This window comes from Modicisalibacter xianhensis (genome assembly GCF_900113605.1).
GTDB lineage: Bacteria > Pseudomonadota > Gammaproteobacteria > Pseudomonadales > Halomonadaceae > Modicisalibacter > Modicisalibacter xianhensis.
In genome coordinates this window covers 114,739-138,269 of sequence record NZ_FOPY01000006.1, presented here as the reverse complement: position 1 = coordinate 138,269, position 23,531 = coordinate 114,739, and the positions used below count along the sequence as shown (strand labels likewise).

Here is a 23,531-nt window from a genome sequence, read left to right as displayed (position 1 = left end):
AGGGCAGGGCGCAGTGCGTGCCACGGGCAATCCATGCCGGGTGCCAATTCGCTCCGTCTCATGAACCGTAGTCAACGCCCCCTGGCTTGTCTAAGCACGAGCCGGCGCTCGGGAACGATGCACACAATGCGTGCACAAAAAGCTACATAAAGCATGATGCCGCAAAGAACCACGTCTACTCCGTTGGTCTCGAATAGATGTTAGTCTTCACTTACCGGCAAGGAACGACCGGTGCAACCGGGTCGACATTGCGCGATGCCGAACCCTTGGAGATATCTGGATAATGCGTAATTTCTTTCTGCTGCGCCGCCCGCTACCGCGGCGCACGGTGGTCTTCTGTCACCTTGTGGCCCAGGTGGCATTGTTTCTCAACGGCGTGCTATGGCTCGTCTCGCAGACCCCCTGGCTGGCCGAGACCCGTTGGCAAGCGGCCTGGCCGAGCCTGGCCCTGGGTGGCGGCCTGCTGTTGCTTGCCATGATCGGGCTGCGCCTGCTGGCCGACCTGTTCATGCTGCCGCACTACATTGCCGGTACGCTGCGCCAGGGCATCGTGCCGGGCGCCATCATGACCCGCTCGTTCGATCGGCGTCCGGGTGTGCATGCCCCCCAGGAGAGCTGGGTCAACGACACCCGGCCGACCGGTCAGGCAGCGATCATCGATGAAGAAGCCGTCGGCAACGCCCGGGTGATCAAGCCCCGTCGTCCTTTCTCTAGACGCCGGGCCGACGACGGCGAGCACCGATCATCGAGCGACGACACGGACAGCGAAGCGGCCGTGGCGTCGCGCCAGGAGCCCAGGCTCTAGGCTGGTGCTGGCGACAGGGCTCCTGCGTTCAGTGGCCGAGGATCTGGCTGAGGAATAGCTGGGTCCGTTCGGAACGCGGATTATTGAAGAAGCTCTCCGGCGGCGCCTCTTCGATGATCTGGCCCTGGTCCATGAAGATCACCCGGTCGGCCACGGTCTTGGCGAAGCCCATCTCGTGGGTCACGCAAAGCATGGTCATGCCTTCATGGGCCAGTTCGACCATGACGTCGAGCACTTCCTTGATCATTTCGGGGTCGAGTGCCGAGGTGGGCTCGTCGAACAGCATCACGTCAGGGCGCATGCACAGCGCGCGGGCAATCGCCACGCGCTGCTGTTGGCCGCCGGAAAGCTGGCCGGGATACTTGTACGCCTGGTTGGCGATCTGCACGCGCTCCAGGTACTCCATGGCCGTCGCCTCGGCCTCGGCACGTGGCTTCTTCTGTACCCAGACCTGGGACAAGCAACAGTTCTCGAGCACGCTCAGGTGCGGAAACAGGTTGAAATGCTGGAACACCATGCCGACATGGCGCCGGATCTGCTCGATGCGCTTGACGTCCTGGGTCATGGCGATGCCGTTGACCACGATCTCGCCCTGCTGATGCTCCTCGAGGTGATTGACGCAGCGGATCAAGGTCGACTTACCCGAACCCGATGGGCCGCAGATGACGATGCGCTCGCCACGCGCCACCGTCAGGTCGATGTCGCGCAGTACGTGAAAGTCACCGTACCACTTGTTGAGCCGCTGGATCTCGATCATCGGCCCATTGCTGGCACTGGCTGCCGGAGTGGTCATTGTCGTTGTCCTCAAAAAAATCTTGTGTCGTTTCGCGGCTAACGGCGGTGGCCGGTGTGCAGCTTCCGCTCGATGTACTGGCTGTAGCGCGACATGCTGAAACAGAAGACCCAGAACACCAGCGCGGCAAACACGTAACCTTCGGTGGCAAACCCCAGCCAATTGGGGTCGGTCAGCCCGGCGCGAACGATCGCCAGGAGGTCGAACAGGCCGATGATCAACACCAGCGAGGTGTCCTTGAACAGCGCAATGAAGGTATTGACGATGCCCGGGATCACCAGTTTCAGCGCCTGCGGCAGAATGATCAGCCCCATGCGCTGCCAGTAGCTCAGTCCCAGCGCTTGGCCGGCCTCGTTCTGGCCCTTGTCGATGGCCTGCAGGCCACCGCGCACCACCTCGGCCATGTAGGCACTCCAGAAGAACATGATGCCGACCAGAGCACGCAGCAGCTTGTCGAAGTCGACCTCTGTCGGCACGAATAGCGGCAGCATCACCGAGGCCATGAACAGCACGGTGATCAACGGTACGCCACGCCAGAACTCGATGAACACTACACAGACACTTTTGACCAACGGCATCTTGGAGCGCCTGCCTAGTGCCAGGATGACACCTAGCGGTAGCGAGCCGACAATGCCGACCGTAGCAATGGTCAACGTCAGCATCAGGCCGCCCCACTCACGGGTCGGTACGTACATCAGGCCGAAGTGACCGCCCACCAGCAGGAAGTAGGCAACGACAGGAAAGCCGACCAGGGCGAACAGGCCGACCCAGCGCTTGGCGGGCAGACGCGGGATAGCCAGCCAGGCGATCAGCGCCGCCAGCATGGCGAAGATGATATCGACGCGCCAGCGTGCTGCCTCGGGATAGAACCCGTAGACGATCGTCTCGAAGCGCGCCGAGATGAAGACCCAGCAGGCTCCTTCCCCGCTGCAGTCCTCACGAGTCTGGCCTATCCAGTCGGCCTGCAACACGGCCCATTGCAAGAGTGGCCAGAGTGCCCATGCCATGAGCCCCGCGGTGATAATGGTGATTACACTATTGACCGGACCGTTGAACAGGTTCTTGCGCAGCCATCCTGCAACGCCGCTACGCAAGTCCGGTGGTCGGCGGGCCTCGATCATTTCGTCATAGACCGTCGTGGTGGTCATCTCAGCGCTCCTTCAACAAGGTTCGGGCGTTGTAGATATTCATCAGCGCCGATACCACCAGGCTGATCACCAGATAGACGGCCATGGTCATGGCAACGATCTCGATCGCCTGGCCGGTCTGGTTGAGTGCCGTACCGGCAAACACGGCGACCAGGTCCGGATAGCCGATGGCCGTGGCCAGCGAGGAGTTCTTGATCAGGTTCAGGTACTGGCTGGTCAATTGGGGCACGATCACCCGCATGGCCTGGGGAATGACCACCTTGCGCAGGGTAATGTTGCCCGGCAGGCTCAAGGAACGCGCCGCCTCGACCTGGCCATGGGGGACGGACTGAATGCCCGAACGCACGATCTCGGCGATGAACGCCGCCGTATAGATCGACAGGGCCAGCCACAAGGCCATGAGTTCGGGAATGATCGTGACGCCGCCACGGAAATTGAACCCGGCCATTTCGGGTATCGACCACTCCAGCGGCATGCCGGTAGCCAGGAACACGAGCAGCGGCAGGCCGATGATGAGCGCCGCTCCCAACCAGTACATGGGTAACGCCTTGCCGGTACGCGCCTGGCGCCGACGCGCGTAGAGGACCAGGAGGGCGACCATGCCCACGGCAAGCAGGAGAGCCCAGAGCACCGCCTCGAATCCCGGCAGGGGCTGCGGATCCGGCATGACCAGGCCACGCACGTTGATGAAGAAGATGTCGAAGACAGCCAGGCTCTGGCGCGGGCTCGGCAGCGCCTGCAGCACCGCGAAATACCAGAACAAAATCTGGACGAGCAACGGGATGTTGCGGAAGGTCTCGACATAGACTGCCGCCAGCTTGGCCAGCAGCCAGTTCGTCGACAGGCGGGAAATACCGACGGCAAAGCCGATAATGGTGGCAGCCACGATGCCCATGACCGAGACCAGCAACGTATTCAGCAGCCCAACGATGAAGGTCCGTGCATAGGTGCTGTTGCCGGAGTAGTCGATCAACGTCTGGGGAATCGAGAACCCGGCGCGCTCATTGAGAAAGCCAAACCCGGTCGTGATCCCCCGGGCCTCCAGATTGGCCATGGTGTTGAAGACGATCATGGCAACCAGTGCCACCAGCGCCAACAGCAGAATCGCCTGGAACACCAGAGCCCGGACGGCAGGGTTCCGCCATAGCGGCCCCCGCGCGCGGGAAGAAGAACGCAGCATATCGAGCCTCTGACATGGTTACGTGAAAGAGCACCATACGTGTCGCCACGTATGGTGCGGTTGCTCAGGCCAAGTCGAGGTCAGCGGATCGGCGGCGCATAAAGAATGCCGCCTTCGTTCCACAGTGCGTTCATGCCGCGGTTGATATTGAGCGGAGAGTCCTCGCCCACGGTGTGCTTGAACACCTCACCGTAGTTTCCGACGTGCTTGATGAGGTTGTAGGCCCAATCGTTGGACAGCCCCAACTGCTCACCGTAGTTTCCATCGACGCCAAGAAGCCGCGCCACCTGGGGGTTGGGCGGGTTATTCTTCATTTCATCGACATTGTCGCTGGTAACCCCCAGTTCCTCGGCATTGATCATGGCAAAGATCGTCCACTTGACGATATCGAACCACTGGTCGTCGCCCTGGCGTACCACGGGCCCGAGCGGCTCCTTGGAGATCAGGCTATCGAGGATGACGACACTCTCCGGATCGGGCAGTTGCAGGCGCAGTGCGCTGAGCTGGGAGGTGTCCGAGGTCAGGACGTCGCAGCGCCCACTGGCAAAACCCTGTGCCGTCTGGTCGGGTGTATCGAAGGTGACCGTGTTGATCTCGATGTTGCGAGACGGGAAGTAGTCGGCAAGGTTGAGTTCGTGTGTCGTGCCGGACTGGATGCAGATGGAGGCGCCGTTCAGGTCCTCCAGGTTCTCGATACCCAGGCTCTTGTCGAGCATGAAGCCCTGGCCATCGTAGAAAGTCGTCGTCGTGAAATTGAGGCCCAGCGAGTTGTCACGCGTCGCCGTCCAGGTAGTGTTGCGCGAAAGCACATCGATTTCCCCGGACTGCAGGGCGGTGAAACGCTCCTTGGCGGTCAGCGGTGTAAAGACCACCTTGTCGGGATCGTTGAAGACCGCCGCAGCGACAGCCCGGCAGGTTTCGACATCCAGCCCCTGCCAATTACCGTTCTCATCGGTCGATGAGAATCCCGACAACCCCACGTTGACCCCACAGTTGAGATTCCCGCGCGACTCGACATCCTCGAGGATCGCCGCCTGGGCACTGCTGATGCTTGCCCCAAAGGCAACCGCTACAGGCAAGGCGAGCAGGAACTTGTTTTTATTGATCATGCAGGTAGAGCTCCTTTCTTTGTTTTTTGTCACAATCATTTACGAGCACTACAACATTAGCAAAGACCCTGCCATTTCACCCAGATCACCCGAGCAAACGCCTGTTTAACGCAGTGGCGCGAGTCAATCCTTTCGTCGTCCCAACCGGATCTGCCTCGCACAGGTGCCGGTCCAACGCCCCTCAACCGGTCACTGCACAGCCATGGTTCAGCGATCGCCGGGTTAAACCGTCAGGGTTTGGGCCACTTAAGCCAAGCGGGCCCTGGCAAGGCGCCGGCCCGCCGCCAACAGCAGTATCCCGAGCGCCGCGCCCAGTGCATTAGCCAGCATGTCGGCCGGATCCGCTCCCAGGCGTCCGGGGACGGCGATCTGGGCGAATTCGATGGCCATGCCGTAGGCAGATACCCCCCCCCAGCCAAACAGGCCTCGCCACCCTGCCAGCCCGGCCAACAGCGCCAGCACCGCGTAGCCGGCAAAGTGGTTGAATTTGTCCCACGGCAGGTTCTGCGGCATCTCGTCGCCGGGCGTCAGGCTACCGACGGCAATGGCGAGCGCCGCGGCACTCGCCGCCACCGCCCAAAGCCGCCGGTCACGAAGCATCACGCGCCAGCTCATGAATTGTGGTAGGCCGGACTGAGTTCGTGGAGCGCCTCCATGAAGGCCGTCACATGGTCAGGGTCGGTGAACTGGCTGATGCCGTGTCCCAGGTTGAAGATATGCCCCGGGCCGTCGCCGTAGCTGTCGAGAATTCGCGCCACTTCGGCACGGATCGCCGCCGGATGGGCAAACAGCACATTGGGGTCGAGATTGCCCTGCAGCGCCACGCGATGCCCCACCCGGGCCCGGGCATCGGACAGCTCCGTGGTCCAGTCCAGCCCCACGGCATCGGCCCCGGTCGAGGCGATATGCTCGAGCCACTGGCCGCCGTTCTTGGTGAACAGGATGACCGGCACGCGGCGGCCGTCGTGCTCGCGAATCAGCCCGGCGACGATCTGCTCCATGTAGCGCAGCGAGAACTCCAGATAAGCCGGGGTCGACAGCGTGCCGCCCCAGGTATCGAAGATCTGTACCGCCTGGGCCCCGGCACGAATCTGCGCATTGAGATAGTCGGTCACCGCCTGTGCGAGCAGGTCGAGCAGTTGATGCATGGCATCGGGATTGCCGTAGAGCATCGACTTGACGTGACGGAAGTCCTTGCTCGATGCGCCTTCGACCATGTAGGTCGCCAGCGTCCAGGGGCTGCCCGAGAAGCCGATCAGCGGCACCCGGCCATTGAGTTCGCGACGGATGGTGGAGACTGCCTTCATCACGTAGCCCAGGTCACCTTCGGCGTCGGGCAGCGTCAGCGCCTCGACGTCGGCCGCGGTGCGCACCGGCTTGCGGAACTTCGGGCCCTCGCCGGTCTCGAAGTACAGCCCCAGCCCCATGGCATCGGGGATGGTCAGGATGTCGGAAAACAGGATGGCGGCATCCAGCGGGTAACGATCCAGCGGCTGCAGGGTGACTTCGCAGGCGCGCTCGGCATCCTGGCACAAGTCCATGAAGCTGCCCGCCTCGCCACGTACCCGACGGTACTCGGGCAGGTAGCGGCCAGCCTGGCGCATCATCCAGACGGGCGTGCGGTCCACCGGCTGGCGGGCCAGGGCGCGGAGAAAACGGTCGTTCTTGAGTTCCATCGGGCTCTCGTCACCTCGCGAATTTGCCGTCATTGTAACGGATGGGGCCGCTCGCCTGTTATAATACGATCCTTTATCCGGGCAGTTGTCCGCGTCTATCGAGGTATATCGTGTCGATCCGCTTCATTGCCGCCTCCAAGCTTCCCACGCCCTGGGCCACCTTCACCATGCATGGTTTCGAGGATGAGGCTACCGGCAAGGATCACATCGCCCTGACACTGGGTGACGTGGCCGATGGTGAACCGGTGCTTGGACGGGTGCATTCCGAGTGCCTGACCGGCGATGCGCTGTTCTCGATGCGCTGCGATTGCGGCTACCAGTTGCAGGAAGCACTCAAGCGCATTGCCGACGAAGGCCGCGGCGTGCTGCTCTACCTGCGCCAGGAAGGCCGTGGTATCGGCCTGCTCAACAAGATCCGCGCCTACCACCTGCAGGATCAGGGCTACGACACGGTCGAGGCCAACGAGCATCTCGGCTTCGGTGCCGACCTGCGCCGCTATGACCTGTGCGTGCCGATGCTCGAGCATCTGGGTATCAGTGCCCTCAAGCTGATGACCAACAATCCGCGCAAGGTCGACGCCCTGACCCGCGACGGGGTGACCATTGCCGAGCGACTGCCGCTAACCACCGGCCGCAATCCGCACAACGAGAGTTACCTCTCCACCAAGGCCGGCAAGCTGGGGCACATGATGGCGCTCGATGACTTCACCTTGGCACGCGACGTGGATATCGACCGCAAGTCCTGAGCTACGCTTGGCTCGAGGGGCATGGAATACAGCCCTGCGGATGACTGCCGAACGCTACGGTGACTCAAGGAGGTGTCGCGATGCCGCGCTCTGACTCTGACCGTGACGGCGAATACAGCATCATCGAGGAACTGCTGCACAGTATCAGCCATGGGGTCGGCGCCGTGCTCAGCCTGGCCGGTATGATCGTGCTCATCGTGCTGACTGCCCTGGCAGCCCATGTCGATCCATGGAAGATTGTCGGGGTCAGCCTCTACGGCCTCACCCTGGTGCTGCTCTATACCGCTTCGACGCTCTACCACGGTATACGTCACCCTCGCCTCAAGCGCGCCTTCAAGGTGCTCGATCACTGCGCGATCTATGCGCTGATTGCCGGCACCTATACGCCCTTTCTGCTCGTCAATCTGCGTGGTCCGCTGGGCTGGACGCTGCTTGGCGTCATCTGGGGGCTGGCGCTCGGCGGCATCACCCTCAAGCTGCTCTGGCCACACCGCTTCGGCGTACTGCGGGTGATCGTCTACCTGATCATGGGCTGGCTGATCGTGATCGCCTCCGGCGAGATGGGAGATCACCTGTCGGACACCACCCTGACCTTGCTGATTGCCGGCGGCATCACCTACACCCTCGGCGTGGTGTTCTACGCGATCCGCTCCATTCCCTTTCACCACGCCATCTGGCACCTGTTCGTGCTCGGCGGCAGTGTCTGTCACTATTTCGCCGTCTATACTGCCGTCCTGCCCGCCTCGGCGTGAGGCGGCAGTGATGTGACAAGGAACCTCTTCATGCTGTTTCGCTGGTTCGAAAATCGCCTCGATCCGTTTCCGTCGGATGAGCCGCGTCGCCCACCGGATACGTTGATCGCCTTCTGCCTGCACTACACTCGTGGCGCCTGGCCGTTTCTGGCCGCGTCGGCACTGCTGATGGCGGCGATCGCGATTACCGAAGTATGGATCTTCGGGTTTCTGGGCAACATCGTCGACTGGCTGTCGTCGCAGGAGCGCGAGACCTTCCTGACCGACCAGGGCTGGAAGCTCGCCGGCATGGCTCTGCTGATCCTGGTCGGCCTGCCGGCGATGGTGATGGGACACTCGCTGATCAACCAGCAGACCCTGATGGGCAACTACCCCATGCGCATCCGCTGGCAGGTGCACCGCTACCTGCTCAAGCAGTCGATGGGCTTCTACCAGGACGAGTTCGCCGGTCGCATCGCCACCAAGCTGATGCAGACCGCGCTGGCCGTGCGCGAGTGCGTGATCAAGCTGTTCGACGTGCTCAACTACGTGACGGTTTACTTCTTCGGCACGCTGGTGCTGGTCGGCATCGCCGACTGGCGCCTGGCTGTACCGCTGGGGGCATGGCTGGTCGGCTACCTGCTACTGCTGCGCTATTTCGTGCCCATCCTGGGTCGCGTGTCCAAGGACCAGGCCGATGCCCGTTCGCAGATGACCGGGCGCATCGTCGATAGTTACACCAACATCCAGACCGTCAAGCTGTTCTCCCATTCCCGGCGCGAGGCAGCTTACGCCCGCGAAGGCATGAACGGGTTTCTCGGTACCGTGCATCGCCAGATGCGCCTGGTCACGGGACTCTACGGTACGCTCTACGTGCTGAATTCGCTATTGCTGTTCAGCGTGGGCGCGTTATCCATCTGGCTATGGATGCAAGATGCCGTGAGCATCGGCGCCGTGGCCGTCGCCCTGGGGTTGGTACTCCGGCTGTGGGGGATGTCGCAGTGGATCATGTGGGAAGTGTCGGCGCTGTTCGAGAACATCGGCACGGTGCAGGACGGCATCGCCTCCATTGCCCTGCCCCATCATGTCGAGGACCGTTCCGACGCCAAGCCGCTGACAGTCACCGAAGGCGCGCTGCACTTCGATCACATCCGTTTTCATTACGGCAAGGGCAGCGGCGTGATCGAGGATCTGTCGCTGGACATTCGCCCCGGCGAGAAGATCGGACTGGTCGGCCCATCGGGTGCCGGCAAGTCGACCCTGGTCAATTTGCTGCTGCGCTTCCATGACCTGGAGGGCGGGCGCATCCTGATCGACGGCCAGGATATCTCCCATGTCACCCAGGAAAGCCTGCGCGAGCATATCGGCATGGTGACTCAGGATACCTCGCTGCTGCACCGCTCGGTCCGCGACAACCTGCGCTACGGGCGCCCCGATGCCGACGATGACCTGATGCGCCAGGCCGCCGAGCAGGCCCATGTCGCCAGCTTCATCGACGGCCTGCGCGACATTCAGGGTCGCATAGGGTATGACGCCCACGTCGGCGAACGCGGCGTCAAGCTTTCGGGCGGCCAGCGCCAGCGCATCGCCATTGCCCGGGTGATGCTCAAGGATGCGCCGATCCTGATTCTCGACGAGGCCACTTCGGCGCTGGATTCCGACGTGGAGGCGGCAATCCAGGAGAACCTCGACCGCCTGATGGCCGGCAAGACAGTCATTGCCATTGCCCATCGTCTGTCCACGATCGCCGCCATGGATCGCCTGGTAGTGATGGATCGCGGCCAGGTCGTCGAACAGGGCACCCATGACGAGCTGATCCGGCACAACGGCCTCTATGCCCGCCTGTGGCGCCATCAGTCGGGGGGCTTTCTGGATGCCGGTGACGAGGAAGCCGCCAGTACGGCGGCTTCCGAAAACGCTTAACGGGGCGCGTCGTCAGGCGTTGACGGCGCGCGCCTTGCGGATCTGCTCGTAGGCGTTGCCGATCTCCTGAGTCCGCTGTTCCGCCATCTCGCGCATGCTGTCGGGCAATCCCTTGCCGGCCAGCTTGTCGGGATGATTCTGGCTCATCAGGCGTCGATAGGCCTTCTTGACCTCGTCATCGCTGGCCTCGGCATCGACGCCGAGGATGCGATAGGCATCGTCGAGCGACTGACCGGCAGGCGCGGACGACTGGGCCCCGCCACCGCGCAACATGGCTTCGATCTGGGCGACTTCCGCCGCGGAACACCCCAGGCCCCGCGCGACGCGCAACAGCATGTCCCGTTCGGCGGGGTGCACCTGGCCATCGGCCGCCACGGCAGAAAGCTGAACCTGCAGGAATAGCTGGAGCAGGCCACGATGGCTGCCGGTGACACGGCGCACGACGGCAAGCTCGGCATCCAGGTCGAAATCCGGCGCCTTGCCTCGATTGAACGCGGCACGCGCCTCGGCACGCTGCGCTTCATTCAGGCGCAAGCGCTCCCACAGTCGCCGGGAGACATTCAGCTCGTCCTCGGTCACCTGCCCGTCGGCCTTGCACAGACAGCCCATGACCGCAAAGGTGGAATTCAGGAACTGGTTCTGGGCCCGGACCAGCTTGCCGACGATGCTCCTGCGCAGGCGCAGGGCCAGCCAGTAGCCGAGGGCCGCTCCAATGAGCAGCCCCGGCAGACGGCCGATCATGTAACCCAGCAGGCCGCCTATCACGACTGCTATCAGCATGGATTCCTCGTTCTTATCATGGCGAAGGATTCAACTCCCGGCCTGGGAGGGCGCATTTTCCCGAAGCGCGGCAAGCCGTCGGCGAATCGCTGTCTCGATACCCTCGGCATCGAGTCCGCATTCGTGCAGCAATTGGGCCGGCTTGCCATGCTCGATGAAATGGTCGGGGATGCCCAGGTTGAGCACTGCCACCTGCACACCCTCAGCGGCCAACAGCTCGTTGACGCCACTGCCGGCACCGCCGGCCACCACGCTCTCTTCCAGCGTGACCACCAGTTCGTGGTCGCGGGCCGCCTCGAGTACGGCCTGGCGATCGAGCGGCTTCACCGTGCGCATGTTGTAGTGCGTCGCATCGAGGCGTTCGGCGACCTCGGTCGCCGGCGTGTTGAGACTGCCGAAGGCCAGCAGAGCAATCCCGTGGCCCTGGCGGCGACGCTCGGCACGGCCGATTTCCAGCCCTTCGAGGTGCGTGGGAATCTCGCTGCCCGGCCCGGTGCCACGCGGATAACGCACCGCTGCCGGACCCGGATGCCGGTAGGCAGCACTGAGCATGGCGCGGCATTCGGCTTCATCGGCCGGCGCCAGGATCACCATGCCGGGCACACAGCGCAGGTAGGACAGGTCCAGCGCGCCATGGTGCGTGGGGCCATCCTCGCCGACCAGGCCGGCCCGGTCGATGGCGAAGGTCACGTCGAGGTCCTGCACGGCAACGTCATGGATCAACTGATCGTAGCCGCGTTGCAGAAACGTCGAGTAGATCGCCACCACCGGCTTCATGCCCTCGCAGGCCATGCCGGCGGCCAGGGTCACCGCATGCTGCTCGGCGATCGCCACGTCGTAGTAGCGCTCGGGGTACTCCTTGGAAAACCGGATCAGGTCCGAGCCCTCGCGCATCGCCGGGGTAATCCCGATCAGGCGCTCGTCCGCGGCTGCCATGTCGCACAACCAATCGCCGAACACGTTACAGAACTTGCGCGGCTTCGGCTTCGGCATCGACTGGGCGGGTGGCGGTATCTGGGCGGCCGGCGACTGCGGCCCGCCCTGCCCGACCTCGGCGGCGTTGGCCTTTTCCAGCTTGGTGATGGCGTGATAACCGATCGGGTCGGCCTCGGCCGGCCGGAAGCCCTTGCCCTTGCTGGTCTTGATGTGCAGGAACTGCGGTCCGTCCAGATCGCGCATGGTGCGCAGGGTATGCACGAGCCCAGGCAGGTCATGGCCATCGATGGGGCCGATGTAGTTGAAGCCCATCTCCTCGAACAACGTCGCCGGGCTGACCATGCCCTTGACGTGCTCCTCGGTGCGCCGGGCCAGCTCGAGGGCCCCGGGCAGCTTGGAGAGTACCTTCTTGCCGCCCTCGCGCACCGTAATGTAAGGCGTACTGGTGAGGATACGCGCGAGATAGGTGGCCATGCCCCCCACGTTCTCGGAGATCGACATCTCGTTGTCGTTGAGGATTACCAGCAGGTTGGCATCGACATGGCCGGCATGCGCCAGCGCCTCGAATGCCATGCCCGCCGTCAACGCTCCGTCACCGATCACCGCACAGACGCGGCGCTTCTCGCCGCGGGTGCGAGCGGCCAGCGCCATGCCCAGTGCCGCACTGATCGAGGTACTGGAGTGGCCGACACCGAAGGTGTCGTATTCCGACTCGCCACGCTTGGGAAACGCCGCCAGCCCGCCATACTGGCGAATAGTGGTCATCGCCTCGCGTCGTCCAGTCAGAATCTTGTGCGGGTAGGCCTGGTGACCCACGTCCCAGACCAACCGGTCATATGGCGTTTCCAGCGCATGGTGCAGGGCCACGGTCAGCTCGACCACCCCTAGCCCGGCGCCGAAATGCCCGCCGCTGCAGCCCACGCTGTAGAGCAGATAGGCGCGCAGTTCATCGGCCAGGGTGCGCAACTGGGTGGAACTCATGCTGCGCAGGGCAGCAGGCGTGTCGATGGTGTCGAGCAGCGGCGTGGCCGGACGCTCGACGGGAATCTCGTCGAACAGCTTCATAGAGGCTCTTATCAGTAATCGCGCTCGATCATGTGTTTCGCCAGCGCCGCCAGCGGCGCACCGGCATCACCTAGCGGCGCCAGCACATTGATGGCGTCATCCAACAGCGCGCGTGCCTTGGCTTGCGCCCCCTCGAGGCCGAGCAGGGAGGGATAGGTCGGCTTGTCGCGGGCGGCATCGGCGCCGGATGCCTTGCCCAGCGTGGCCGGGTCGCCGGTCACATCGAGAATGTCGTCCTGGATCTGGAAAGCCAGCCCGACCGCGGCACCGTACTCATCGAGCGCAATGACCCGCGGGTCGGTCTCGGGCACGGCAGTCAGCGCGCCCAGGCGCACTGCCGCACGGATCAACGCTCCGGTCTTGTAACTGTGGACGCGTGCCAGACTGTCGACGTCCAGTGCATTGCCGACCGAGGCCAGATCCAGTGCCTGCCCTGCCGCCATGCCGTCACGACCGGCCGCCTGGGCCAGGGTGCGCACCATCGCGCCCAATCGGGCATGGCCGGCATCGGCCAGGTACTCGAAGGCCAGCGTCTGCAGGGCGTCACCGGCCAGGATGGCCGTGGCCTCGTCGAAGGCCCGGTGGACGGTAGGCCGACCCCGGCGCAGATCGTCGTCGTCCATGGCCGGCAGGTCGTCATGAATCAGGGAATAGGCATGAATCAACTCAACGGCGACGGCCGCCGGGTCGAGATCCTCATCGCAGGCACCCAGGGCGCGCCCGGCAAAATAGACCAGTACCGGCCGCAGGCGCTTGCCGTTGCCCAGCACGCCATAGCGCATGGCCTCCTCGAGACGCACGGCTCCGGCTTCGCGGTGCAAGAAGAGTTCCTCGAGCTCGGCATTGACCCGGGCACGGTCAGCATCCAGTCTCAGCGGCAGTTCCGCCAGCTCATCGATCATTACCGGCCTCCGGGGGCATCGAGGGGGATTCGAACGGCTCTTCGTCAAGCGAGCCATCAGGTCGCTCAATGAGGGCTCGCACCTTGAGTTCGGCCTCGTCGAGGCGCTTCTGGGCATCGCGAGTCAAGCGCACCCCCTGCTCGAAGGCAGCCAGCGAGGCTTCCAGCGTCAGTTCGCCGGACTCCATCTGGCCAACCAGCATCTCGAGCCTGTCGAGCGTGGCGGCGAAATCCGCGTTCCCATTCTCCTTGTCTGCCATGACGTCTCGCTCATCGCTACGGGCCCTCGAAGCGGCCCTGGTGAATCCGGTCGAATGCAGGATGCCATGCGGGCAACGCATCGGGAATCCAGGGGGCACAGTATACACGCTCCCCGGCACGACGACCGTCCCGACACGCGGTCTCAACCTGCAGGCGATTCATAGGCAAACCCCGCCATTTTCATCCAGCCAGGACGTGGCTGTGCTACGATAGGCCCCCTGTTGGCGCACCATTCTTCACAGCGTGGCCCTCACCCCTTCCTGCCCCGGGCCGTCGTCTTTACGAAGAACTCAGCCAACAGGTTAAAAACCATACTGAGAGAGCGCGGCACAAGCCGCCGTAAGGGTTGATTCGACAATGGCCAAGACGTCCCTGGACAAGAGCAAGATCAAGATCCTGCTGCTCGAGGGCATCCACCAGTCCGCGGTGGATAACTTACTGAATGCCGGTTACACCAACATCGAGCACCTGCAGACGTCGCTGGACGAGGAGTCGTTGATCGAAAAGATCCGCGACGTCCACTTCATCGGCATCCGCTCGCGCACTCACCTCACCGAGCGCGTGTTTGCCGCGGCCGAGAAGCTCACCGCGGTCGGCTGTTTCTGCATCGGCACCAATCAGGTCGACCTGGGCGCTGCACTGGTACGCGGCATTCCGGTCTTCAATGCCCCTTACTCCAATACCCGCTCGGTCGCCGAACTGGTGCTCGCCGAAGCCATTATGCTGTTGCGCGGGATTCCCGAGAAGAGTACCCGCGCCCATGCCGGAGGCTGGCTCAAGAGCGCCAAGAACGCTCATGAGGCACGCGGCAAGACGCTGGGCATCATCGGCTACGGCAGCATCGGTGCGCAGCTCTCGGTACTGGCCGAATCGCTGGGCCTGGACGTCATCTACTACGACGTGGTCACCAAACTGGGCATGGGCAATGCCCGCCAGGTCGGCAGCATGGAAGAACTGCTGGCGCGTGCCGACGTGGTCAGCCTGCATGTGCCGGACCTGCCCTCCACGCGCTGGATGATCGGCAAGGAACAGATCGCCCTGATGAAGCAGGGCAGCATCCTCATCAACGCCTCGCGCGGCAGCGTGGTGGTGATCGAGGAACTGGCCGAGGCACTCAGGAGCGGCAAGCTGCTGGGGGCGGCCATCGACGTGTTCCCGGTCGAGCCCAAGAGCAACGACGAGGAATTCGTCTCGCCGCTGCGCGGCCTGCCCAACGTGATCCTGACGCCGCATATCGGTGGCTCGACGCTGGAAGCGCAGGAGAACATCGGTATCGAGGTGTCGGAAAAGCTGATTACCTATTCCGATAACGGGACCACCATCACCTCGGTCAATTTCCCCGAGGTCGCCCTGCCGGCGCACCCGGACAAGCACCGCCTGCTGCACATCCACGACAACGTGCCCGGGGTACTCTCCGAGATCAACCATGTGCTCTCCGAGAACGGCATCAACATCGCCGCGCAGTACCTGCAGACCAACGAGAAGGTCGGCTACGTGGTCATCGATGTCGACAAGGCCTACGGCCCGCAGGCACTCGAGGCGTTGAAGGACGTCGCCCACACCCTGCGCATCCGCGTGCTCTACTCGGAAACCAACTATCAGGACTGAGCTCGCCTGGCCGTTGAAAAACGCCGCCCCGGCAGAACCTGCCGGGGCGGCGTTTTCGTTGGGCACGGTGATAACTGACGATTGCCCTGGATACCACATAATGAGCCCGGCCGAAGCCGGGCTCTGGACGGTGCGTCTCTGCCTGTCCCGTCGAGCCTCCTTGCAACCTCAGGCGCTTCCTTGCACCGGGTGCGAGCGCACCGGTTGATCTTCCCTGCTCGACGGCGGCCACTATCGCATAGTTACCAGGCTGTTTATTTAAACCAGATTAAATTTATGCAAGTTTTCTGATCAGGCCTGCGTCTTCTGTGCCGAGACACCGACCTGCTGATCCTGGGCCACCGACTGCACATGCAACGCGTTGCCCATGTCGGTATCGGTCGTCGCATCGAGCGGATAGCGGGCCATCTCGGCCAGCCTCTCCATATCCAGCACTTCAAGATAGCGGCGGGTCTTGCGGATGATGCCCTGTTCTTCCAGTTCCTTCAGAAGCCGGCTCACATGCACATGGGTCAGGCCCAGCGCCAGGCTGATGTGCTTCTGAAGCAACGGGAACGTGAAGTCCGTCCCAACGTGCCGGTAGACCTCCTTGAGACGGGAGTAGATCTCGACGATGAAGTGTGCGATGCGACAACGGGCATCGTTGCCCAGCACGCTGACCAATCGGTTGGTCAGCACTTCCTGCTGGCGGACAGCATGGGAATGGATCTCCATGGCCAGTACTGGCGAACGCTCGAAAAGGCGTTGCAACTGATGTTTGGTCAGGGCACTGACCGTACCGTCGGTCAGCATGGCTGCCGTCGTGGTATGTCGCGGCAGGGAGGCATCGCGAATGCCCATCAGGTCACCGGGAATGAAGACATCGATGACGTTAACAGGCTTGCCATCGCGTGCCTGGTACGTATACGCCCATCCGCTCTGCAACATGTAGAGCATGGACGGTTCGCTACCCGCCTGCCAGAGCAGGTGCTTTTTCTTGACGGTAATCGCCGGTGCTTCGATGGCCTCCAGCAAGTCGGCCTGCAGCGAACCGGGTAATAGAGGCAATCCGTTGCTTTGAGCAAGATTCTCATCCTGTCCTAACATGACGTGCCTCCACTTTGGCAACCGCGGTCGAACCGATGCGCTTTCTGGCGTCAAGGACTGAAAATTTCAACATCAATGCGCTTGAAGCAAAAACACAAAATTGTAAAGGCTTTGTCTAACTAAGCCAAGAATAGCATCGCTATAAAAACAGGCTGCCGATATAGAAAAAACGTCTTAAATAACTGATGAATTTAATTTAAATCAATTTCTTAAAAGAAAGTCTGCCACTTCTCGCCTGCATATTCGCGACGTTGACTGCCTTATCCTTCGCAAGCATATCTTTACCAAAGCCTTATACTTGTAACTTATATTAAGTTTCCAAGACCTGAGCGCAGCTTGCCTGTCAGCTTGACCCCCGGGCGGCCTGCGTAGCACCAAGAGAATGCAGCTTGACTGTAGTTATACAACACCTTTTTATCCCGAACACCAAAATTCACTTCCAGGAAGCGCATCGTCTGTGCATACGCAGATACCCTATAGCCATATCAAAACCGAAATGCAGAAACTCTTCTTAACAAGCAATAAGTTACACAAAATATGGCGAGACGTTCTCCGGCTTTACAACAAGTAGCTTCTTGAAGCAGAAACTCTCATTTTGGGGACGGCACCTACCTGAACAATGCCTGTACAGCGCCACCCTGCTATAGAGCAGGTTAATAGGCAGGACGGCGATGAACCGGGTAGACGCTGCATTGCAAGGAAGCAGCCAACCGAGGGCAGGAGCAACATACCGGTCAGGAGGCGCGACAAGCCATGCCAGAATGCCAGGCCGGATTGTGCCCCCGATCACAGCATTCGGTAACCTCAAGGTTTCATGACGTTTGAAAAGGGTAACGTTTCCGCTCAAACGCCCCCATGGCATAGCAATTGCTGCGCTATCTGACTACGTTGCCCTTGTAAGAAGGTGCTGACAAAAGGGAATGAAGGGTCTAGCAAACGCTTCTTTCAAGGACGCCATGGAGGCATGTATATGAAAAGGAACGTATTCATCCCTGCGCTGGAGGAACTGCAGCGCATCGAGCTGGAGACCCTGCGTAACGCCGATGAACTCTCGATTCACGGCCTTCTGGATGTACCGACACTCGTCGAGCCGGAGGACCTCTCCTTCAACAAGGTATTGATCCAGGCTCGCCAGCAACTCAATGAACTCAAGCAGTTTACTGGCAGCGTCGATGCCATCATCGCTCATTGGGATTTCCCGACCAGCGTACTGGTGCCGATCCTATCCCGGGAACACGGTATTCCGGCGCCCCCGCTGGAAAGCGTACTCAAGTGCGAGCACAAGTACTGGAGCCGCCTCGAGCAGCAGAAGGTCATCCCGGAAATGGTGCCCGACTTCTGCAGTGTCGACCCGTTTGCCGAGAATCCGCTGGAACAGGTCACCCTCGACTATCCCTTCTGGCTCAAGCCGGTCAAGGCGTTCTCTTCGCAGCTTGGCTTCAAGGTGGAGAACGACGAGCAATTTCACGCGGCGATCGAGGAAACCCGTCAGTACATCCGCCATTTCGGCACCCCCTTCAACGAGGCATTGGAGCACGCCGAGCTGCCACCAGAGATCCAGCAGGCCGACGGCAACACCTGCATTGCCGAGCAGATCATTTCCGGGACGCAGGGTGCGCCCGAAGGCACGGTATTCCAAGGCGAGTTCAACGTGCATGGCGTCTTTGACCAACCCAAGGATGAAGGGCCCGCGCCTTACGACCGACTCGAGTATCCTTCGGGCATGCCCGAACGCATCCAGCGTCAGATGATCGATGCCTGCCGGCGTTTCCTCGAGCATATCGGCTACGACAATGGCTGCTTCAATGCCGAGTTCATGTGGGACGAGGAAAAAGAGAAGTTGTGGCTGGTCGAGTTCAATACGCGTATCTCCCAGTCGCACAGCGAGATGTTCATCATGGTCGACGGCATGTCCAACCATGAGGTGGCCATCGATATCGCGCTCGGTCAACGGCCGTCGATGTCCAACCGCCAGGGTCAGTTTCCCGTGGCAGCCAAGTGCATCATCCACCAGCCGCACGAGGATGCCATCGTCAAGCGTGTCCCGAGCCTGGCGGAACTCGAGAAGCTCAGAGAGCGTTTTCCCGGCACCAAGGTCAAGCTGGATGTCGAGCCAGGCATGCGCTTGAGTGACCTGTCCAACCAGGACAGCTTCTCCTATCACCTCGGTACCATTTACCTTGGCGCCGACAGCCACGATGAAATCAGGGAGCGTTATCACGCCTGCCTGGAAGCACTGCACTTCGAGTTCGACTCGGTGGAATGAAGGGCAGCTGACACCTGCTTGCCCAACCGATTCTGATGAAGGGAGGAACGATGGAAACGGTCACTTCGTACCCCTATGAAGTCCGCATCATCGAGAATGCGTTCATCACCATGCGCGACGGGGCGCGACTGGCCGCGCGTATCTGGCTGCCAGAGGGCGCCGAGGACAGCCCGCTGCCCGCGATCATGGAGTACATCCCCTATCGCAAGCGCGACCTGACCCGCGGGCGCGATGCCACCAACCATACCTACATGGCAGGCCATGGGTATGTGTGCGTGCGGGTGGACATGCGAGGCAGCGGGGACTCCGACGGTACGGTCGTCGACGAGTATACCCAGCAGGAGCAGGAAGATGCCGTTGACGCCATCGCCTGGATCGCCAAACAGCCCTGGTGCGACGGCAGCGTCGGCATGATGGGCATCTCCTGGGGCGGCTTCAACAGCCTGCAGGTGGCTGCCAGGCAACCCCCGGAACTCAAGGCAATCATCAGCGTCTGCTCCAGCGACGACCTGTACGCCGACAACATGCACTACATGGGCGGCTGCCTGCTTGGCGACAACCTCTCCGAGGCTACCGTCATGTTTGCTTTCAACAGCCTGCCACCAGACCCCGAGATCGTCGGTGACCGTTGGCGAGACATGTGGCTCGAGCGTCTCAAGGGCAGTGGCCTGTGGCTGGACTCCTGGCTGAGCCACCAGCGACGCAGCGAGTACTGGAGCAAGAGCTCGCTGTGTGAACACTACGATGCCATACAGTGCCCGGTATTTGCCGTTGGCGGCTGGGCCGACGGTTTCACCAATACGGTGTTCCGCCTGCTCGAGCATCTCGAGGTGCCACGTATCGGGCTGATCGGCCCGTGGGGTCACAAGTATCCACACCAGGGCATTCCCGGCCCGGCCATTGGCTTTCTTCAGGAGACCCTGCGCTGGTGGGACTATTGGCTCAAGGGCAAGGACACCGGCATCATGGACGAGCCCATGCTGCGTGCCTGGCTGCAGGATTATGTGCCGCCCGACAACGCCTACGAAGACCGCCCGGGTCGCTGGATCGGCGAGGAGCAGTGGCCGTCGCCGAACATCGAGCAACGCCGCTATCCCCTCGGACCGCACCGGATCGGCCAGGAAGGCGAGGACGATGCACCGCTCGACGACCAGGCCGACGAAATCTCGCTGACCGTCCAATCGCCGCTGAGCGTTGGCCAGTCCGCCGGCAAGTGGTGCTCCTACGCGGCCACCCCCGACCTGCCCGGCGACCAGCGCGAGGAAGATGGTGGCTCAATCGTCTTCCGCGGCCCGGTACTCGACGAGCCACTGGAGATCGCTGGCCGGCCCGAGCTGGAGTTCGAACTCAGCGCGGACAAGCCGCAAGCCATGGTCGCGGTGCGCCTGTCGGACGTCGCACCCGACGGCAAGTCGACACGAATCACCTACGGCCTGCTCAACCTGTCGCATCGCGACAGTGACGCGCATCCCGAGCCACTGGAGCCGGGCAAGCGCTATCGCGTCAGGGTGCCGCTCAACGGCATCGCCCACCACTTCCGGGCAGGGCACCAGTTGCGCGTCTCGGTATCGACTTCCTACTGGCCGCTGGCCTGGGCCCCGCCGGAACCGGTGGAACTGACCCTCTATCCGGCACGCAGCGCCCTGCACCTGCCGGTGCGCCCGACACGTGCCGAGGATGCCAAGCTACGCCCATTCGGCGAACCCGAGGAAGCCCCGACGGTCGAGACCACGCGCCTGGAGCCCAGCGAACACAACTGGCTGCTGCACCGCGATCTTGCCCGCAAGCAGTCGACGATGGAGGTCGTCAACGACCAGGGTGGCTTCCGCCTCGACGAGATCGGCACCGAGATCCGTCGCAGCACACGCGAGTGGTACTCCTACGTCGATGACGACTTCACCTCGGTGCGCGGCGAGACCTATACCGAGCGAGGGTTCAAGCGCGACGACTGGGATATCGAGGTCATTACGCGCACGGTGCTGACGTGCACACGCACCGATTTCGAAGTGCATGCCGAACTCGATGCCTATGAAGATGGTTATCGGATCTACTCTGAAAACTGGAAGCGCACCATCCCTCGCGACCACATGTAAGTCTTGTTGTTCCTCCAGCAAGCTTGGCCCCCCATTTCTCCTCCGGGGGGCTTTTTTTGCTCAGCTCAAAATACAGTTTCCATCATTTCCAAGACATCCAGACGCTCATCGACCAGACAGAGCCGGCGCCACTTGTCAAAGGTCAGGCAGGGGTGCGATGCCCCGAAGGCCACCACATCCCCCACCCGAACATCATCGGCGTTTTCCGGCAGGGCAATGAAGGCGTGTTGATCCATCAGCTTGGTCACCTGCCACCCTGCCACGCTCAACATGTCTTCAGCGCTGCCTCTCTCTCGATAGCGGCGCAGCGGCTGGGGCAACTGGTCGAAGCCGATATCGCGCTTACCCAGGGCGACGATCGCCAAGCCCGGCTCGGGTAAAGACTGTACCTGGGCGAAGACCTCCAGGGCCGGCTGCAAGCCTTCATGCAAATCGGCTCGTCGCGCCAGCACACCACGTTGCGCATCGCGATAAATGCCGTGGTCATGCACCACATAACAGCCGGGGCGCAGCACCGGTGTAAAGCGCTCACGCAGGTCGGCGGTATCGAAGGCTTCGGCGATCAGGTCATACCAGGCCGATCCCGAGGCGGTAATGATCGGCGTCTCGCTAGCAATCAGCCCTTCCCGGTCGAGTCGCTGGGCACAGGCAATCAGTTGCGCAGCATAGTCGCGAATCGCCGGTACCGGATCTGATGCATGCACAACCCCCTCGTAGCCCTCGATGCCGGTCAGGCACAGGGCTGGCTCGGCAGCGATACACTGCGCAAGTTCGATGACCTGCTTAAGCGTTCGGCAGCCGGTACGCCCGCCCGGCACGCCCAGTTCGACCAGCACGTTGAGCGTCTGCCCGCGTGACGCAAAATAGCGCCCCAGTGCCTCGGCATTGGCAGTGGAATCGACCACGCAGTGGATTTCGGCGCCGGCCTCGAGCAAGCCGGCGACGATCGCCATGTTGGCTTCGCCAATCAACTGATTGGCCATCAGCAGGCGCTGCACGCCAGCAGCGAAGGCAGCTTGGCACTGGGGTGCCGTGGCCAGGGTAATGCCCCAAGCCCCGGTGTCGACCTGGCGCTGAAACAGCGCCGGCGTCATGGTGGTCTTGCCGTGCGGTGCGAGAAACGCCCCGTGCGCTGCAGCGAAGCGCTGCATCCAGGCCAGGTTATGCGACAAGGGCGCTTCAAAAATGGCTGCCGCCGGCAGGCTGACCCCAGCCAGCAGGGAATTTCCAGTTATGGGAAGGCCTTTGTTTCCTAACGTCGTGGTGTTGGCATTCCGCCTCGTTTCGGGCATCACGATTCCCCTTTCATGCCACGTCAGATATATCATCGCCTTCGGTGCCGGCACGCTTCGACCATGCTCGCCCAAAAGCTACAGTTTCACTGCTACCCATACACCAACAGTCACAGGAGACACATTATGAGTATTCAGCGCTACGGTACGGAAGGTGGCATCGGTACCGGCGGTCAGAAACTGCCCTTCGCCCGAGCCACCGAGGCCGGGGGATGGCTATTCGTGTCCGGACAAACGCCGATGCGTGACGGCGAAGTCATCGAGGGCGGCATCGTCGAACAGACCCGGTTGGCCTTCGACAATTGCCTGGCGATCATGCGCGAGGCCGGATACAGCGTACAAGATGTGGTTCATGTCACGGCCGTGCTTACCGACGCCCGCTACTTCGCCTCGTTCAACAAGGTCTTCGCTGAAGTCTTCGGTGAACACCCACCGGCACGCATCTGCAGCGTTCAGGACCTCGTGGTCGATTGCAAGGTCGAGGTCGACGTAAAGTGCTATCGTGCCGACCGCGCTTAAGTGTGATCGTAAAAGCGGTAACCGCATTTCAGCCACTGCCTCGATCTCAGCAACGGCCCAGCAGCAGGCCTAAATGGCTATATGACCAAGAATGTTGGCTTACTCAATAACACAAAAAAACACGCAAATTAAATCCGCTAATTTGCTCTTTCCCAGCGTTATAACCTAGGTTGAAAGTGTCGACTGAAACGAGCAACGCTTCGACGATTGCGGCAATAATGACGGCTATAGAATCGCCGTATTGCCAGCTCATCGCTATCTGCATCAAGGAGGAAAGCATGAAACGCAACTGGATCCACGCTATCGGCGGTACGCTCGTTGCCTTCTCACTGCTGGGCGCCGGCGGCGCTTTTGCGCAGGAAAACGACTTCAACGACTGGGATTCCGATGGCAGCGGCACCATCGACTTTGAAGAATGGGATGCCGGTTTCGATGACGAAGGCGTCTTCGACAGCTGGGATGCCAATGACGACAACATGCTCGATGACAACGAGTATGGTGAAGGTATTTATAATACCTATGATCAGGACGAAAGCGGCGATCTGTCTGAAGACGAATATGGTGACTTCAACGATGACGCCGGCGATGAGGGCTTCTGGGACGTGTAAGCCAT

21 protein-coding genes are annotated in these 23,531 nt (G+C 61.7%); 9 read left to right on the top strand and 12 right to left on the bottom strand.

The window, feature by feature from the left end; translation table 11 throughout:
* Window positions 1–283 precede the first annotated feature (283 nt).
* Window positions 284–805 (top strand): hypothetical protein, encoded by a 522-nt coding sequence (locus BM194_RS08635; RefSeq protein ID WP_092845753.1) that lies wholly within the window; start codon window positions 284–286, stop codon window positions 803–805.
* Between the two features lie 28 nt (window positions 806–833).
* Here the strand turns inward: BM194_RS08635 and BM194_RS08630 are convergent, their stop codons facing one another.
* The 6 genes from BM194_RS08630 to hemE form a co-directional block, all read right to left on the bottom strand.
* A complete protein-coding gene (locus BM194_RS08630) occupies window positions 834–1,598 on the bottom strand; it encodes an amino acid ABC transporter ATP-binding protein (protein WP_422730648.1) in 765 nt (254 codons plus the stop codon).
* A 38-nt stretch (window positions 1,599–1,636) separates the two neighbouring features.
* Window positions 1,637–2,746 carry an amino acid ABC transporter permease gene (locus BM194_RS08625; protein ID WP_092845751.1) on the bottom strand — a complete coding sequence of 370 codons (1,110 nt, stop codon included), beginning with the start codon at window positions 2,744–2,746 and terminating at the stop codon, window positions 1,637–1,639.
* Window position 2,747: 1 nt separating this feature from the next.
* Window positions 2,748–3,926: an amino acid ABC transporter permease gene (locus BM194_RS08620; RefSeq protein WP_092845749.1), complete on the bottom strand. Its 1,179-nt coding sequence runs from the start codon at window positions 3,924–3,926 to the stop codon at window positions 2,748–2,750.
* An 80-nt stretch (window positions 3,927–4,006) separates the two neighbouring features.
* Window positions 4,007–5,035, bottom strand: a complete 1,029-nt coding sequence (locus BM194_RS08615; RefSeq protein WP_092845747.1) for an amino acid ABC transporter substrate-binding protein — start codon at window positions 5,033–5,035, stop codon at window positions 4,007–4,009.
* Between the two features lie 246 nt (window positions 5,036–5,281).
* Window positions 5,282–5,635 (bottom strand): VanZ family protein, encoded by a 354-nt coding sequence (locus BM194_RS08610; protein ID WP_244890920.1) that lies wholly within the window; start codon window positions 5,633–5,635, stop codon window positions 5,282–5,284.
* Window positions 5,636–5,646: 11 nt separating this feature from the next.
* Complete coding sequence (gene hemE, locus BM194_RS08605) at window positions 5,647–6,711, bottom strand: uroporphyrinogen decarboxylase (protein ID WP_092845743.1); 1,065 nt, start codon at window positions 6,709–6,711, stop codon at window positions 5,647–5,649.
* A 110-nt stretch (window positions 6,712–6,821) separates the two neighbouring features.
* Here hemE and ribA point away from each other — a divergent pair, with 110 nt between their 5' ends.
* The 3 genes from ribA (at window position 6,822) to BM194_RS08590 (ending at window position 10,111) form a co-directional block, all read left to right on the top strand.
* Entirely contained in the window at window positions 6,822–7,457 is a 636-nt protein-coding gene (gene ribA / locus BM194_RS08600) for a GTP cyclohydrolase II (RefSeq protein WP_092845741.1), read from the top strand.
* Between the two features lie 80 nt (window positions 7,458–7,537).
* The gene (gene trhA, locus BM194_RS08595; protein ID WP_092845739.1) at window positions 7,538–8,209 is read left to right on the top strand and encodes a PAQR family membrane homeostasis protein TrhA; all 672 of its coding nucleotides are present in this window, start codon (window positions 7,538–7,540) and stop codon (window positions 8,207–8,209) included.
* 33 nt (window positions 8,210–8,242) lie between these two features.
* A complete protein-coding gene (locus BM194_RS08590; protein WP_092846024.1) occupies window positions 8,243–10,111 on the top strand; it encodes an ABC transporter ATP-binding protein in 1,869 nt (622 codons plus the stop codon).
* A 12-nt stretch (window positions 10,112–10,123) separates the two neighbouring features.
* Here BM194_RS08590 and djlA read toward each other — a convergent pair whose 3' ends face one another.
* The 4 genes from djlA to BM194_RS08570 are packed head-to-tail and all read right to left on the bottom strand — an operon-like array spanning window position 10,124 to window position 14,053.
* Window positions 10,124–10,891: a co-chaperone DjlA gene (gene djlA, locus BM194_RS08585; RefSeq protein WP_092845737.1), complete on the bottom strand. Its 768-nt coding sequence runs from the start codon at window positions 10,889–10,891 to the stop codon at window positions 10,124–10,126.
* A gap of 30 nt (window positions 10,892–10,921) precedes the next feature.
* A complete protein-coding gene (gene dxs / locus BM194_RS08580) occupies window positions 10,922–12,892 on the bottom strand; it encodes a 1-deoxy-D-xylulose-5-phosphate synthase (RefSeq protein WP_092845735.1) in 1,971 nt (656 codons plus the stop codon).
* Between the two features lie 11 nt (window positions 12,893–12,903).
* Window positions 12,904–13,794, bottom strand: coding sequence for a polyprenyl synthetase family protein (locus BM194_RS08575; RefSeq protein WP_092845733.1), 891 nt, complete (start codon window positions 13,792–13,794; stop codon window positions 12,904–12,906).
* Entirely contained in the window at window positions 13,784–14,053 is a 270-nt protein-coding gene (locus tag BM194_RS08570; protein ID WP_092846021.1) for an exodeoxyribonuclease VII small subunit, read from the bottom strand. The genes BM194_RS08575 and BM194_RS08570 overlap by 11 nt, the downstream gene beginning before the upstream one ends.
* A gap of 358 nt (window positions 14,054–14,411) precedes the next feature.
* On the opposite strand from BM194_RS08570, the gene serA reads away from it, so the two are divergent.
* The gene (gene serA / locus BM194_RS08565) at window positions 14,412–15,662 is read left to right on the top strand and encodes a phosphoglycerate dehydrogenase (RefSeq protein WP_092845731.1); all 1,251 of its coding nucleotides are present in this window, start codon (window positions 14,412–14,414) and stop codon (window positions 15,660–15,662) included.
* A gap of 291 nt (window positions 15,663–15,953) precedes the next feature.
* Here serA and BM194_RS08560 read toward each other — a convergent pair whose 3' ends face one another.
* Window positions 15,954–16,748, bottom strand: coding sequence for a Crp/Fnr family transcriptional regulator (locus BM194_RS08560; protein WP_092845729.1), 795 nt, complete (start codon window positions 16,746–16,748; stop codon window positions 15,954–15,956).
* 970 nt (window positions 16,749–17,718) lie between these two features.
* On the opposite strand from BM194_RS08560, the gene BM194_RS08555 reads away from it, so the two are divergent.
* Both BM194_RS08555 and BM194_RS08550 read left to right on the top strand, forming a co-directional pair.
* On the top strand, window positions 17,719–19,014 hold the full coding sequence (locus BM194_RS08555; protein ID WP_092845727.1) for an ATP-grasp domain-containing protein: 1,296 nt from the start codon (window positions 17,719–17,721) through the stop codon (window positions 19,012–19,014).
* A 50-nt stretch (window positions 19,015–19,064) separates the two neighbouring features.
* Window positions 19,065–21,107: a CocE/NonD family hydrolase gene (locus tag BM194_RS08550; protein ID WP_092845725.1), complete on the top strand. Its 2,043-nt coding sequence runs from the start codon at window positions 19,065–19,067 to the stop codon at window positions 21,105–21,107.
* 65 nt (window positions 21,108–21,172) lie between these two features.
* Here the strand turns inward: BM194_RS08550 and BM194_RS08545 are convergent, their stop codons facing one another.
* The gene (locus BM194_RS08545; protein WP_092845722.1) at window positions 21,173–22,399 is read right to left on the bottom strand and encodes an amino acid deaminase; all 1,227 of its coding nucleotides are present in this window, start codon (window positions 22,397–22,399) and stop codon (window positions 21,173–21,175) included.
* A gap of 126 nt (window positions 22,400–22,525) precedes the next feature.
* Between BM194_RS08545 and BM194_RS08540 the strand changes: the two genes are divergently transcribed.
* Window positions 22,526–22,918 (top strand): RidA family protein, encoded by a 393-nt coding sequence (locus BM194_RS08540; protein WP_092845720.1) that lies wholly within the window; start codon window positions 22,526–22,528, stop codon window positions 22,916–22,918.
* 278 nt (window positions 22,919–23,196) lie between these two features.
* Complete coding sequence (locus tag BM194_RS08535; RefSeq protein WP_092845718.1) at window positions 23,197–23,526, top strand: hypothetical protein; 330 nt, start codon at window positions 23,197–23,199, stop codon at window positions 23,524–23,526.
* Window positions 23,527–23,531 lie beyond the last annotated feature (5 nt).